This window comes from Thermoplasmatales archaeon, from assembly GCA_026127925.1.
GTDB lineage: Archaea > Thermoplasmatota > Thermoplasmata > Thermoplasmatales > Thermoplasmataceae > JAKAYB01.
Map to the genome: position 1 here is coordinate 23,239 of JAJSLM010000005.1, position 14,252 is coordinate 37,490.

Here is a 14,252-nt window from a genome sequence, read left to right on the forward strand (position 1 = left end):
AAAGAATTCAACGCTTTATAGCTTATAAACACACACCCTAACATTTCAAGCAAAAATGAAATTTGTAATAATTATCCAATTCTCTATTTTGTGAAGGCAAATCAACCAAAGCCGACGAACGAATACGAAATTCATAAAACAAAGGCAAAAAAGAGAAAACAGGCCAGGAATCCTAGAATTACACCTGTATTCAGGAATGGCAACCCTGGTGCTGGCTTCTTAATCTTGCCTGTAACCAGAAGCATCATACCCACAACGCCTCCAAGCAGGGGGAGCAGGATAAATTCCAGAGGATGACCGATTGAAAATCCGTAAATCCCGGAAGCGACAACCATTATTCCAGGAAAGGCTATATCTCCAAAACCGAGAAGCATGGCCTTGTGACCTCCTACACCCTCGTCCGTCAGCTCTATTTTTCCAAGTTTCTCTGAAGTGTCGTTTGGAAAAATGAACAGCATTGGAAGCTCGGCGTCGACTGCAACCTTTGCCAGGCTGACCATGTGTTTGGTTTTATAGACGGATATATAGTCATAGATAGCAAAAGCGGCCAGGAATATTACAGCAGCCCATATCCCCAGGATCGTTCCAAGAATAGAAGCTAGACCTGCACATAGGAAGAAACCCGCTACATCAATAACGTACCATTCACTTTTTACTATCAAAAGAGCCATGATGATTATTGGCGCCCCAATTACGATTGCATAATATTCAAGGTAGGTCTGGGCGATTAGTGCACCGACATAACTCCAGACATAGAATACCATGAATCCTATGAGTGCAATAAATACCCACTTAAGGAAATTCATTTTAAATCTCTTGGAGAGGAGGATTATAACGGCAGAAAAAACTACAGCTGCAACAAGGTAGTACACTATGTATAATATGCCGCTTGTAGGGCTGCTGGGAGCCACAGAAGGCTCCACTGATAAAACTATAGTAGAGATAAAAACTGCAAAAAGGGACGAAGAAATAAAAAGGATTAAGCTTGATACCTCAGGCAGACTGTTTCGCAGTGCGCTTGGCACGAGTCGCTCTCATCTCCTTATTAAATTCACAGTCTATTTTGGGACAGAACGTCCACGATGCACCCTTTCTTGTTGCGACAAGAATCGGCGCCCCACAGTACTTACAAACCTCCCCCGTGCTCTTTATGTACCCCATCTGTGGCAATGGATAAGTTACATCGCACTTCGGATAATTTGAACATCCGAGAAATCTTTTTCCGAATCTTGATTGCCTAATAACAAGGTTCCCTCCATCCTTTGGGCACTTCCCGATGTTATCCTTTTCAGAGTTGAAGGAGCACTTAGGGTCTATACATCTTATATCCGGAGACTGCCCCTGTCTTATTACCTTGATCTCTGGAAGACCGCATACCGGACACTTTTCTTCAAGAAGTTGAATTTTTCCCCTTAGGGGGGCAGGAAAATTAATCTTGCAGGTCTCATCCTCGCATTTTACGCGAACAAAATCCCTGCCCTTTATCACCGATATGTCAACGTTGTGGATTGGGCACTTACCTATTGGGGTCCCTTTTTTTAGCGAATCCTGAATTGTTTTTTTAATGAGGTCTTTCTTCTGATAGAATTGCTGAAGAATATCTAAGAGCATCTTTTTCGATACATCTACCACTGCTTCTTTTTTCTGCTTTCCATCTGCTATTTCATCCATATCCTTCTCAAGTTCCGCTGTCATATCCGGTTTTGTAATGTCAGACTTCACAGTAAGAAGGGCCTCGATAAGTCCCATGCCGAGGTGTGACGGCCGAACAGGGTTACCCTCTATGAAACCCCTGGCCTGCAATTTCTCGATTATGTCATGCCTCGTACTTTTCGTGCCTAGATTGAGATCCTCCATTTTCTTAATCAGGGAAGCGTAATCATACCTGTAAGGCGGTTTCGTTTTTTCTTCGTTCAAATTCCATTCCTTTGCATTGACAAGTTCACCCGCCTCAAGATCTGGTATTATCACCTCTTCAACCTTCCTGTAAGGATAAAGCTCGAGCCACCCGTAGTCGAGGACCCTCGATCCTTTTGAAACAAAGGGATACGAATTCACGTTTAACTCAACATCAGTTACCTCTCGTTCTCCAACACGATATAGTGTCGCGAGGAATCTTCTCAAAATTAGTTCATAGATTTTGAGGAAATCTCCTTTAAGGGTATCCTTTTTTGGAGCAGAAACAGGATATATAGGCGGATGGTCAGTAGCCTCTACTTTTCCCCTGGAAGGGATAATTGCATCCTGATCCAGAACCTTTTTTACATCTGATTCGAATTCAGAATTCAGTAATTTTGAAAGGACGTTCTTGAAGTTTATAGATTTGTTGTAAACTGTATTATCTGTTCTTGGGTAACTGATAAGGCCACGATTATATAGCGATTCCGCTATGTTCATAGCTTTGGCAGGAACTACACCTATACGAGATGCTTCCCGCAAAAATTCAGTTGTGTTGAATGGGATCGGTTTATAGATCTTCTCATTCCTGCGTTCGAAAGACATAACGGTACCATTTTGACCTTTTACAGCCAAGTAGATCTTATCAGCCTTTTCCTTATCAGCGATCGGCTGATCTTTATAATGAGCAACAAAGTCCCTCTTCTTATTGAATGTAATGTCTATTGTCCAGAATGGCTCCGGTATGAAGCTCATAATCTCAAGTTCTCTCTCGACGATCAGAGCCAAGGTTGGTGTCTGAACTCTGCCGATTGAGATAAAGTTCTTACCAAGTCTTTCAGCCGTAATAGAGAAGAAACGTGTTAAGGCAGCACCCCAGTAAAGGTCGATCTCTTCTCTAGCTGCGGCAGACATAGCTAGGGTTTCACTCAGCGTCGCTTGATTTTCAAAAGCGTTGTTCACCTCTTCGGAAGTCAGCGCACTGAACTTGGCTCTTTTAATATTTCCTAGTCTAAGAGTCTTACAACTTCGCATAATAAGCTCTATGGATTCAAGACCAATGAGCTCCCCCTCACGATCATAGTCAGTTGCAACAACGATGACACTGGCTTTTGGCCCAAATTTGCTCAGCGTGTTGAAAGCCGTCTTGTTCGTGACCTCTTTAATGACTTCTGAGTTCACAAGAGCTTCGAGATCGGTAGTTTTCCAGTCCTGCATATCCTTTTTGAAGTCAAGCTGTACGATATGACCACTAAGGGGCACGACGGCAACGTTACCAAATTTTTCTGAAGCGAATTCAATATAATTTGTTGCTCGGTCCCTCTTCTGTTTGGATGAACCACCGGATAAGATATAGGAAATTCTTCTTGCTGCGTCCGCCTTTTCTGTAATTATTAGAGTTCTAATGTTAGATTCTTCAGCCAACTAAATCAAAGGGCTAATGCAATCACCATTTAGATATTTTCACTTTCTGAAAATTGCTGCAACCAGATTGATTGAAGAAATTATGTTGCGGGAAATTAACTGAATACTCTTTCACATTGTTGCTTGGACTAGAAGAAAAGGAGCTATTGATAATTGTGAGGCTCCCCGAATTCTGGTTTGTTATGTAGATATCTTCATTCAATGGGTTGTAAATAATCCGAAATGGACCAGCCCCTGTGTCTATTTCGCCTATGGTTGCATTTGCCGAGGTGTTTATCAAAAAAGCATTATTGGAGTTCTCATTGGCTACGTAGATGTACCCGTTGACAGGATCAAAAGCTATGCCTTCGGGCCCGGAACCTACGCTTATGGTTTGAACACTGGCCTCATTGAGAGGATTGATTACGGTAACGCTGTTGGAAACATAATTAATCACATACATTAGCGAGTTTTTTTGGTCGTATATAATCCCCTGAGGTCCGGATCCAGAAGCAATGGTACTTACAACGTTGTTCGATAGTGAGCTTATAACCGAGACATTGTTGGATGCAAAGTTAACAACATAGATATTATTATTTTGTGGATCGTACGCGGCCTGGAAAGGACTCTGTCCCACCCCTATATTGGCAATGTATGTATTGCTATAAGGATCGAGTACCGACACATTGTTAGATATTTCGTTTATGATATACAACAAGCCATTCTGGGGATCAAATGTGATCCCTGCCGGGCCTAATCCAGCCGTTATACTGTCAACTACGGAGTCAGTCTCTGGGTTAATATCAGAAACATTGTTAGAATCGTAATTCGCGACATAGAGTTGTGAATTTTCTGAATCGTATGAAATGGCTGCTGGACCGACCCCGACAGTTATATTCCCAACAATCCTGTTATCGCTCGAATTGATAACATAAATAAAATTTGACAGTGCATCCGTTACGTAGATATCTTTATCAGATGGGTCATATGCCATCCCCTGTGGACCGGTCCCTATTCTAATACTTCCTATTACGTCATTATTTCTGGCGTCTATTACTGAAAGATTGCCAGAATACTCATTGACAACGTATATTTCTCTGTCCTGTGAATCATACCCTGCTGAGAACGGATTGAGGCCTACCTCAATGTTTCCAACGGTTTCGTCTGTCGTGGAATTTATTATAGTAACGTTATTTGAGATGTAATTTAGAATGAACATGGAACCACTGAAGGGATTAAAGATAGCAAAAAATGGAGTCTTCCCGACTTCTACATTAGATATAACCTCAGAATTTTCAGGGTCAATGATAGAAACTGAGTTTGATTTCTCACCAACAGAGTAGATGTAACCGTTTGATGGATCATAGGTCAAGCCTGCAGGACCCGAAGAAACACTGAGGGCCCCTACTCTTACATAAGTAGATGCGTTCAAGATAGTAACGGTGTTTGAAGCATAATCCGCAACATATAGGTTTCCCGTTCTATCATATGTAATGATGCTGGAAGGCGAAGGGATCGAAACGCTTTTTACGAAAACATTTGTGCTGGTGTTTATCAAGGACAAACTATTCGCGCTCGAGTCAGCTACATAGAGCATGTTTGTTAAGTTATCGAAGTTCAATGCTGAAGGATCGTCACCCACACTTATGCTCGTTATGACTTTGTTAGTGAAGGTGCTTATTACACTGACATTATTGCTGCCCTGATTTGCAACATAGATGTTCTCGTTCAGAGGATCATAGGTTATGGCCTGTGGATCAGATCCTACTTGTATAATGTTTACAAGATTACCGTGATTAGCGTTAATAGTATATACATTGTTGGTAAAATGGTTAACAACGTACAGAAGATTATTTACGGGATCATATGAAATAGCAATTGGAACAAGACCATTCCCTGTATTAACATAGTTGCCGCGGATCAGGGAATTATTGAGAAGATCCAATGTGTATTCCTGAGAATTAATCTTCCCAGGGACCGTGGCAGGTGATTTTATCTGTTCATGAAGATAGACCAATGAGGAAATTAAAATTAGAAGAATTAAAAGAGTAAACACTATCACAAGTTTTCTGCTTCTGGTTATGTTCAAAAATCTTACCTTACACCAGGAAAATAGTTATGAAGCATATATAACTTATACGCGTCTGCAGGCCCTTATTTTTGCGTAAGTGCACAAGGACGTTTTAACCGGAATAAGGCCTTCTGAAAAATATAGCGAAATCAAGCTTTGTGAACAACGAAAAAAGAACTAATGGTCGGAAAATATAAATAACAAGTTTCATTACAAAATATAAGAACATACGAAATATCGATAAAAATGACGAACAAAGAATACAAGAGAAGGAAATACAGTAGAAAGGTAAAAAATGAGCAAAAGATTTCTATTGTAAAGAAGAAAGAGAATTACAAGAAAATAATAAGTGTCATAGTTGTAGTTGCAGTTATTGCTTCTGTTGGAGGTCTTTTTGGATTTCACATAATAAAGTTTCCATCATTAAACTCTGATGGATCATTTAGTGCTCCTTCAGTTACTCCATGGGGTAGTGGAGAACAGATATCTAATTCCAATTTCGGGAGCAATGTACATATCTATTATTTCTCCTGGTATGGTTGCCCGTTTGGTGCTGCCGATTCTTGGCCTTTTTATATTGCATTGAATCAGTATCTTAATACTAATCTCTCGGCACACGGATGGGTGGCTTTGCATGAGTCCTTAAGCGGAGACGTATATGGTAATACCCCGGGTCTAATATTCAATCAGAGTTTCAGTTACAAAAATGTTGTTTTTACCCCTGTGTACGTTTACAATCAAACGATGACTGGATACGCATCAAATAATACGCCAATCAAGAATACTTCGCTTGTTTCAGTCGGGCTGAACGAGATAAACAAGAGTGTTCCTGCTTCTGTATCTAGTCTAGAGTACAAGTACCTCTATGTCTTGCCTGTAACTGGGTATCAAGTAAGCTCATTTCTTCATTTCAATCTTACTCATGTAAACACTAACATAATTATAACTGGACCTAACGGTGCTTGGCTTTTCAACGGACCAATCTATAACCCAAGTATTTTGCGTCAGAACTCCACAACAGCGTTTAAGCCAACTCACGTTATAAACAATCTCAGTATTATTCCTTCCTCTGCAGTTAGCTCGGTTTTAGGCGCTATAAAACAAGTATCTTAATTTAACTTAAGATTGGGATATGAGCTAATTTACAATGCAAATTGGTACACATCATAAGTCATGAGACCCACACAAAACTGCATATTTTGAAGCAAATTTACCGCAGCGCATATACATACATAAATACTCGTTAATTTCAAACTCAGTTCCTCTATGCTGAAGAAATCCATAACGAATTATCGAGGTAAATTAAAAATTCGAAGAGAGGGGCAATCATAACAATTAAAAATAAACTAATAACGAACCCAGAAAAGATATTGCAGTTAATCATTTTTAAGAAAAATCATAAACTTCTTTTCAGGCGCTCTGGGTCCTTGATCGATAACTTTTACTGTGATAATATTTTTCAACATAAATTAGACCTAGGCATAATCCACAAAGAATATCTGCAATAACAAAATCAAGAAAGAATCTTCCCTCAAAAATCACCAAAAGAATTCGGAAACTTCCATACCCTATATACAATAATACTACGAATCTTATGAAATATCCAAGGAAATTGGAAATCAAGAACTTGGTAAAATTCATTTTCAACGTTCCAGCGGCAAGGGCAATGACCGTTTTTATATAAGGAACAAATGTTGAAAGGAATATTGAAAACGTTCCATGCTTTTCAATCCAAAGGTCTGCTAGCATGAGATCTTCTTCATGGATCTTAAATGCAGAGAGGCCCTTAAGCAAAAGTGCTCTCCCAGCGTAACGCCCTGCAAAGTACTCTATAACTGAAAGAAAAAGCATTGCACCGACTGAAACAAACAACGTCGCATAGACGTTGAATATGCCAGCGAATGCCAAATAGCCGTAAAATGGCACGATTATATAATCTGGTAGAGGTGCAAACGCTACCAATATGAACATACCAAGATATCCGAGAAGATACACTGGTTCAAAAACGCCAAAGCTCAGGTTTCTAAGGTTTATGTTGGGATTTATGAAATGAAGAAAACCATTCGCGATACTTATAGAACTGAGTATAATTGCTATTATGAGAAGAATCTGGATGTACAAAATATACTTTTGTACATTATGTCTAAAATATTTCATTGCACTGTGAAACCATACACGGGTATATGATGGCATTTAGGGTTTATCATTATTTCTAGTAGCTATTTTAACCCGTATCATAAAGAAACTGCCACTCCGATTGTGAATTTTTATCCAGCTTCTTAATTTATTTCATTAACCGTAAATAGTATCTGTTATAGCTTCATTTTGCATAGAAAAAAACTCTCTGGATTAATTTGTCGCGCTTCTCTCCCGAGTTAGTTTGTCGAAGTTTTCAAAGTCTTCGTGCGACTTAGTTAAATGAGATCAAACTGAGATAAACTTGTACTATTCACTTGGCGAAGAAAATTTATGTGTCATCGTGCGATATCCCAATATGACATTTGAGAATGAGAAAACGTTTTTGAGAATGCAGAAACAAGGCAGAGAAAAAGAGTTTCATGAACTTTACGATAAGGCTCTAATTGAGGCTAAAAAGTATATTGGAAAAGAATATCCAAACATTATTCTAAACGAGGAAAAAGAGGGCAAAACATTTGATGACATATCTCCAATAGATGGAGAAAGCGTAGCTAAATTTCAGGCCTCTTCCCCTGAAACTATCGACAAGGCAATGGATATTCTAAATTCAGGGTGGAAGGGATGGTACAACATGGGATACGTCAAGAGAGCAGAAATTATGCTTTCTGCTGCGGATAGAATTGCAAAAAATAAGTTTTTGATCGCAGCTCTTCTCGCATATGAAAATGGAAAAAACAGGACGGAAGCTATTGCTGACGTAGACGAAGGAATTGATTTTCTGAGATATTATGCACTAAATATGGTACAGAACGAAGGGTTTTCGAAAATAACTGGGAAGGGTTATGATGAAGAGGACAGTTTCAGCATTATGAAACCTTACGGCACCTTCGCTGTAATCCCCCCATTCAACTTCTATGCAATAACTGTCGGAATGACGGCTGGTCCACTAACGGTTGGAAATTCAGTCCTTCTGAAGGCTTCTAGCGACATTCCAATTGCGACATACCTTACAGTAAAAATGCTCCATGAAAGCGGAGTGCCGAAGAATGCCCTTGCCTTTGTGGCAGGATCCGGATCCGTAATTGGAAAATACATATCCGAAAGCGACAAGGTCGCAGGCATTGTCTTCACTGGTTCGAGAGATGTTGGGATGAGCATTTTTTCCGCCGCCCAGAAGAAAAGGCCTAAACCAATCATTACCGAAATGGGGGGAAAGGATGCAGTAATAGTATCTGATAAGGCAAACCTCGAGAAGGCGGCAAATGGGCTTTACAAGGCAAGTTTTGGTTACTCGGGCCAAAAATGCAGTGCCGCTTCTCTCGCTTACGTACACGAAAAGGTCTATGATAAATTTCTGGACTTGCTGACGGAACGAGTTTCCAAAATAAAGGTGGGCGATCCACGAGAAAAGGACACTTACATGGGTCCGGTAGTTAACCGCCAGGCTTTTGAAAAATATAAAGGAATTTTTAGTAAACTTGGGACACGTGGCAGGATCCTTTATGGAGGAAAAGTTTTGGATAAACCTGGTTTCTATGTTGAACCCACTGTTATTTCGGATATATCTGAGGATGACGAGCTCGTGCAGAATGAACAGTTCCTGCCAATTTTATGCATAATCAAGGTTAAGAGTATGAAAGAAGCCGTTGACAAAATTAACAAGTTTGACTATGGCCTCACTGGTGGCATTTTCTCGGAGGACGAAGCAGAAATCAAGTACTATTTCGACAACGTAGAAGTTGGCGTAGTATATGCAAATAGAAGCAAGGGTGCAACAACCGGTGCAATGGTTGGCTCCCAGCCTTTCGTCGGATGGAAACTTAGTGGTAGCAGCGGAAAAGGCACTGGGTCATACTACTACCTTCCCCAATTCCTAAGGGAACAGTCGCTAACAATTGAGAGATAATTTCTCTAAACTCTCAATTGAATTTATAAATTCTTTTTCTCCTATACACAGGTTTTTGAATATCTCCTTCTCGAGAATTGGCTGTACCTCATCTACAGTGATCTTGCGGTCGATCAGCCGTGATATACTGGTCATTACCTCAGGATCAAAATTGCACGGGTCGATTGCCTTGAACTTATTGAGATCGGTATCTACGTTGAGAGCCATTCCATGAAGAGTTGAGAAACCTTCGATTCCTAACCCGATAGAGCAGATCTTTTTATCATCGACCCATACTCCCGTCTTCTCATTGAACAACCCCCTTCCGGTAATTCCAAAGGTATTAAGAGTGCTGATCACCGAGTTCTGGATCTTTTCTATCAGTTCCTTCACGTTTTCCCCATTTGCGTGGAGATTTCGAATAAAATATACCACTATCTGGCCAGGCCCATGATAGGTGAGATATCCGCCACGATTAATCTGGTAGAATGGCGCAGGCAAGTCCGAAACATTACCCTTGAAATGGATACCTGCAGTGTATACGTCATTATGCTGGAGAAAGATTACAACGTCCCCTATTCTGTCCGAGTTTCTAGCAGAATTTAGGCGGTGTTGTATATTTAAAACGCGGGCATAGTCTTCGGTCCCGAGTTTGGCCACAATCGCCTTTCTTTTCGGATCGAAATTTGTCAACTTTATCCTTCTTGAGAGCAATCAAAATAATATATATCTTCTTCCGTTACTACTTCATGCTTCCTGACCAAGGTACACTGACTCAAATAATGATAATGACGAATATCCTGGACGGGGTGAAGATGCCGAGCCAGATAGCCAAAAATGTTGGCATTACTATACAGGGTGTTCAGTACCATACAAAGATCCTGAAGAATAAAAAACTACTCACAAAGGACGGAAATGTCTCGAAGTTAGGCTACATCTTTCTCGAGTCTGGACTGACCTCCATGAGGGATTTTGTTTCCCAGAATCTTTCAAGGCTTGATGAATTCGCCACATGGGAGGTCATAGCGGATGAGGATATTCCAACTGGAAGCGTTGTTTATGTTTATATGTTCAAAGGTTACCTGCATGCAACCCGAAAGGAAGGTGCGGTAAAAGCTTCAGTCAAGGAGGGGTCATTGAAAAGTCAAACCGCCCTTGTTTCCCTGATTGAAGGGATGATAAAGGTGAACTTTGGCACGGTAACCATAGCTGTTCTGCCGGATATTGCCGATAATGAACGGAAGTCGATGATAACAGGGCAGGTTAAGGATATTGCACGAGGTAGAGAGGCCCTGGTAGCTGTCGTGGGGGAGCTTGCAAAAACTGTTTGCCTCGAGGCAGGGATTCATATTTCGATTGAGTTTGCTTCTCTGAATGCATCATTTGAGGCCGCGGTGAGAGGTGTCTCGACAGAACTATTCGTTTCTGTTAGAAGATTTCGCTATCTTCTCTATGATCTCAAGGTCCTACAGGGAAAATATAGGGAGATTAAGACGGAGATAGTTTATCTAAAATAATGGCGTAGACTATACACACGCTTATTTAGAATAATAATTGATGGAACAATAGTATATATTTATTAATATGCTAATCTATATATTCAGTTACATTCCTATGGCTTTACAATATTATCAAACTGCGTGAATAGTAATTAAAAATCACTACACGTATAAATATTTAAATAATCATCTTTTATACAGGCGCTTGTAGTAATTTGAGGTGAAAAAATGGAGGAAGATGAAAGTGGCAGTAGGTTTTCATATATTGGCGGACTTGTACGGGATAGACGAGAGATTGATTTCTTCGGTCGATGACATTTACCCTATTGTTGAGAAAGCCGTGGTAGATGGCAATTTGACTAAGATATCTTCGGACTATTACCAGTTCAAACCCGTTGGAGCAAGCGGAATTGTCTTGTTAGCGGAGTCTCATCTGTCGTTCCACACTTGGCCGGAGCATGGCTTGGTAACAATGGACATATACACATGTGGCGATCCGTTAAACGCTGAAAGAGCTTTGGATTCTGCGATAGAACAGTTAAAGCCTCAATTCGTTGAGTGCAGGCGTGTCCAGAGAGGGACAGCGATAAATACCCAGATAAACTCGATCTCCGCAGAACAGGTATCAATCCCGGGATAAATTGAGAGGAAGATTTTCTTTTATCATTTTATCCACAATCCTTTCTATATTTTTTATAATTTTTTCGCTAGTGATTAAAAAGTTCCCAGAATATATTTTATTCCTTGGTATAGTTCTCGCCCTTCTTGCATTCTATATTGGAGGAGACAGTTTTCTTGATAACCTTTTAATTTTTGGCAAGTCCAGAAACATTTCCAACATAAATACAGGTCTGTTCCTTGTATCTTTTGGAACTGTTATCGATGAGGCGGCGGTTGTAATATTTGCTACCATCGAACTCCACGGAGACGTAAGCTTCGGAACCATCCAGGGTTCCAATGTGTTTACGCTTATCTTGACGGTGATTCTAGTGGCAATTTCTGGGCGTTTGATTTCGAAAAAATTCATGACTGACCTGGCTATTTTTCTGGCTGCATCCTTGATATTGGTATTTGTCGGTGTATTTTTTAGGACAGCACCGTGGTATATCGGCTTAATTTTCATTCTGATGTTTCTTGGATACACACAGATATCAAGGAGAAGAAAAGTTACGAAAGTAACAGAGGGTACTTGGAAAACAGATTCCTTGTCAATTATTATGTCATTAATCCTTATAGGGACGGCTTCTTATGCGGTTGTTGATTATGTTTCCTCATTGTCCGTTTCCTTTCACATAGGATATTTCGCTTCCTCGTTCATTATCATTGGCGTTGCGGGGTCACTTCCTGAAATCTTTACTATTATACTGAGCATGAGAAAGAAGATCTGGCAGATGACTATCGGAATTGCCATCGGGAGTTCCATTTACAAGGGTGTACTATTCTTGGGCATCACTTTCCTGTTCAGCAGGGTCGACGTAGCTTCAGGCCTGTATTCTTTATATGCGGTTATTTCTTTGATCCTGATATTAATGGTATTCACCCTGCCGGCTAAAGGCAAAAAAATGGACGAAACTGGGATAAAGGAATGAGGTTATGCTCTCGTTCCCCAGAATTTATTCTCTTTCCTCTTTATATTTATGATTTCTTCCAGAGCCTGCATCGTATCATCATCCAATTTCTCCTTTCTGAGAATAGGAACCACGGATTCCTGGATATCAACGTATATGGGCTCCTCGGGGAATATCTGCCTGTTGAGGGTAACACCATCAATCGATACGGCAACTTCCGCAGGAGCATCGACAAACTGCTTTGAAGTATCGTTCTCTCTTATGCTCTTAACCGTGCCTGCGAACCTTCCGTCAGATCTTATTAGCTTGTCTCCAACCTTCAACCGACCTGCCTGAACTGATACCCCCACTATGACGGGCTTCGTGCTCCTAAAAATGTACTGGGGTAGAATAATGAACTTGGATGGGATCGAATAGTCACGCTTTCTCTGCTCCAGAAGGTCTTCTTTTCTCTTCTTCAACCATTCAGAGGCTTCGTTGACAATGGAGTAAATGACTCCACCGCTGATAACGCCAACATCAGAAGAAAGCAGGTACTCCTTAGCATCGGGAGTCATTGAGACGCTGAAAGCAACAATAAGCCGGTCAATAGAGTCGTTAAGCGTTTCAGCGTTAACTATATCCTTCTTCGTGACGTCGCCGGTCTCAGCACTTCGTATAGATATCCCCAGCGACTTCAGCTCATAGGCCAGAGCTTCCAGGGAGCCGATGGCGTCGGCCTTGATAGATACTCCAATCTCGCTGAGCTCAACGTTAACGGTAGAATTCTCCCTTATTTCACGAAAAGCTTCTTCCCTGTTTCCATCGGTTACAATTACAGGCGATCCGTTTACTATGTCCAGTTTATCCTGGATCAGGACCCTTACTCCGGCTGCGGAATAAACCTCGTCTTTCTCCACGAGTCTTTTTCCTCTTGAACCGGAATTAACGAGCAGTGCTTTCACGCCTGTGACCGCGGGACCGGTCTTTGTGTTAACCGCTATAACGTCCCCCTTCCTGAGTATTCCCTGGTAAAGAACCGTATCCAGGGTAGTGCCCACGGATTCCTCTTTCTTGACCTCTATCACAGTTCCCTTGGAATTTGATGCCTCGAACCTGATATCCTTTTCCAGAAACTTCTGCGACAATCCGGCCAGAACAGCCATTAGTTCGGCCATGCCTATGTTGTACTTCGCACTTACCGGGACGATTGCAACTGCTTTTGTAAAGTCGGTTATCCTGTCATACTGATCAGCGGATATACCGAGTTCCGAGAGGCGCCCCATCAGGAGATACATCCTGTTGTTAAATTCATCAATGTACTCATTTCTCTGGATCTTCATCACATTTTTCAGGGTTTCATTCTTTAACTGTATGAAATAAGGAACGAGATCAATCTTATTAGCTGCTATAACGAATGGTGTCTTGAATTTCCTCAATATGTTTATAGATTCCAATGTCTGGGGCATGAAACCTTCGTTTATATCAACGACGAGTATGGCTATGTCTGCCAGTACACCTCCACGCACCCTCATGTTTGAAAAAGCAACATGTCCGGGCGTATCTATAAAGAGGATACCCGGAATACGGAGATTTGTTTCGCTCAACATGCCGTGTGATCGAAGTATGAGGTCCTTGGATCTGATTTCCGTGGCGCCGATGCGCTGGGTAATTCCGCCAGCTTCCTTGTTTGCTTCTGTCGTTAAGCGAATAGCATCTAACAGAGTTGTTTTGCCATGATCGACGTGACCCAGGACACTGACAATGGGTTCCCTGAGTCTATTTTGTTGCAAATCATTCTGTTGCATAGC

General features: G+C 41.0%; 11 protein-coding genes. 5 read left to right on the forward strand and 6 right to left on the reverse strand.

Features of this window, described 5'->3' with window-relative positions; genetic code table 11:
* Positions 1-131: 131 nt before the first annotated feature.
* The 3 genes from LVQ96_05630 to LVQ96_05640 all read right to left on the reverse strand — a co-directional run bounded on the left by LVQ96_05630 (position 132) and on the right by LVQ96_05640 (position 5,389).
* Positions 132-923, reverse strand: coding sequence for a hypothetical protein (locus LVQ96_05630; protein ID MCW6170633.1), 792 nt, complete (start codon positions 921-923; stop codon positions 132-134).
* A 70-nt stretch (positions 924-993) separates the two neighbouring features.
* Positions 994-3,321 (reverse strand): DNA topoisomerase I, encoded by a 2,328-nt coding sequence (locus LVQ96_05635; GenBank protein ID MCW6170634.1) that lies wholly within the window; start codon positions 3,319-3,321, stop codon positions 994-996.
* A gap of 22 nt (positions 3,322-3,343) precedes the next feature.
* On the reverse strand, positions 3,344-5,389 hold the full coding sequence (locus LVQ96_05640) for a hypothetical protein (protein MCW6170635.1): 2,046 nt from the start codon (positions 5,387-5,389) through the stop codon (positions 3,344-3,346).
* A gap of 228 nt (positions 5,390-5,617) precedes the next feature.
* On the opposite strand from LVQ96_05640, the gene LVQ96_05645 reads away from it, so the two are divergent.
* Positions 5,618-6,484 carry a DUF929 domain-containing protein gene (locus LVQ96_05645; protein ID MCW6170636.1) on the forward strand — a complete coding sequence of 289 codons (867 nt, stop codon included), beginning with the start codon at positions 5,618-5,620 and terminating at the stop codon, positions 6,482-6,484.
* Between the two features lie 297 nt (positions 6,485-6,781).
* Here LVQ96_05645 and LVQ96_05650 read toward each other — a convergent pair whose 3' ends face one another.
* The gene (locus tag LVQ96_05650) at positions 6,782-7,492 is read right to left on the reverse strand and encodes a DedA family protein (GenBank protein ID MCW6170637.1); all 711 of its coding nucleotides are present in this window, start codon (positions 7,490-7,492) and stop codon (positions 6,782-6,784) included.
* A 373-nt stretch (positions 7,493-7,865) separates the two neighbouring features.
* On the opposite strand from LVQ96_05650, the gene LVQ96_05655 reads away from it, so the two are divergent.
* Positions 7,866-9,416: an aldehyde dehydrogenase family protein gene (locus LVQ96_05655; GenBank protein MCW6170638.1), complete on the forward strand. Its 1,551-nt coding sequence runs from the start codon at positions 7,866-7,868 to the stop codon at positions 9,414-9,416.
* Here LVQ96_05655 and lipB read toward each other — a convergent pair.
* Entirely contained in the window at positions 9,399-10,088 is a 690-nt protein-coding gene (gene lipB / locus LVQ96_05660; GenBank protein ID MCW6170639.1) for a lipoyl(octanoyl) transferase LipB, read from the reverse strand. The two genes, LVQ96_05655 and lipB, sit on opposite strands and share 18 nt — an antisense overlap.
* Before the next feature lie 56 nt (positions 10,089-10,144).
* Between lipB and LVQ96_05665 the strand changes: the two genes are divergently transcribed.
* The 3 genes from LVQ96_05665 (at position 10,145) to LVQ96_05675 (ending at position 12,483) form a co-directional block, all read left to right on the forward strand.
* The gene (locus LVQ96_05665; GenBank protein ID MCW6170640.1) at positions 10,145-10,912 is read left to right on the forward strand and encodes a hypothetical protein; all 768 of its coding nucleotides are present in this window, start codon (positions 10,145-10,147) and stop codon (positions 10,910-10,912) included.
* Between the two features lie 220 nt (positions 10,913-11,132).
* A complete protein-coding gene (gene speD, locus LVQ96_05670) occupies positions 11,133-11,534 on the forward strand; it encodes an adenosylmethionine decarboxylase (GenBank protein ID MCW6170641.1) in 402 nt (133 codons plus the stop codon).
* A gap of 70 nt (positions 11,535-11,604) precedes the next feature.
* Positions 11,605-12,483 carry a hypothetical protein gene (locus LVQ96_05675; GenBank protein ID MCW6170642.1) on the forward strand — a complete coding sequence of 293 codons (879 nt, stop codon included), beginning with the start codon at positions 11,605-11,607 and terminating at the stop codon, positions 12,481-12,483.
* Between the two features lie 2 nt (positions 12,484-12,485).
* Here LVQ96_05675 and infB read toward each other — a convergent pair whose 3' ends face one another.
* Positions 12,486-14,249 carry a translation initiation factor IF-2 gene (infB, locus tag LVQ96_05680; protein MCW6170643.1) on the reverse strand — a complete coding sequence of 588 codons (1,764 nt, stop codon included), beginning with the start codon at positions 14,247-14,249 and terminating at the stop codon, positions 12,486-12,488.
* Positions 14,250-14,252: the final 3 nt, after the last annotated feature.

Excerpts from the sequence above, each read along its gene's own strand:
- LVQ96_05645 (MCW6170636.1), top strand. The coding sequence starts at position 5,618 with ATGACGAACAAAGAATACAAGAGAAGGAAATACAGTAGAAAGGTAAAA.
- LVQ96_05655 (MCW6170638.1), top strand. The coding sequence starts at position 7,866 with ATGACATTTGAGAATGAGAAAACGTTTTTGAGAATGCAGAAACAAGGC.
- LVQ96_05665 (MCW6170640.1), top strand. The coding sequence starts at position 10,145 with ATGCTTCCTGACCAAGGTACACTGACTCAAATAATGATAATGACGAAT.
- speD (MCW6170641.1), top strand. The coding sequence starts at position 11,133 with ATGAAAGTGGCAGTAGGTTTTCATATATTGGCGGACTTGTACGGGATA.
- infB (MCW6170643.1), bottom strand. The coding sequence starts at position 14,249 with ATGCAACAGAATGATTTGCAACAAAATAGACTCAGGGAACCCATTGTC.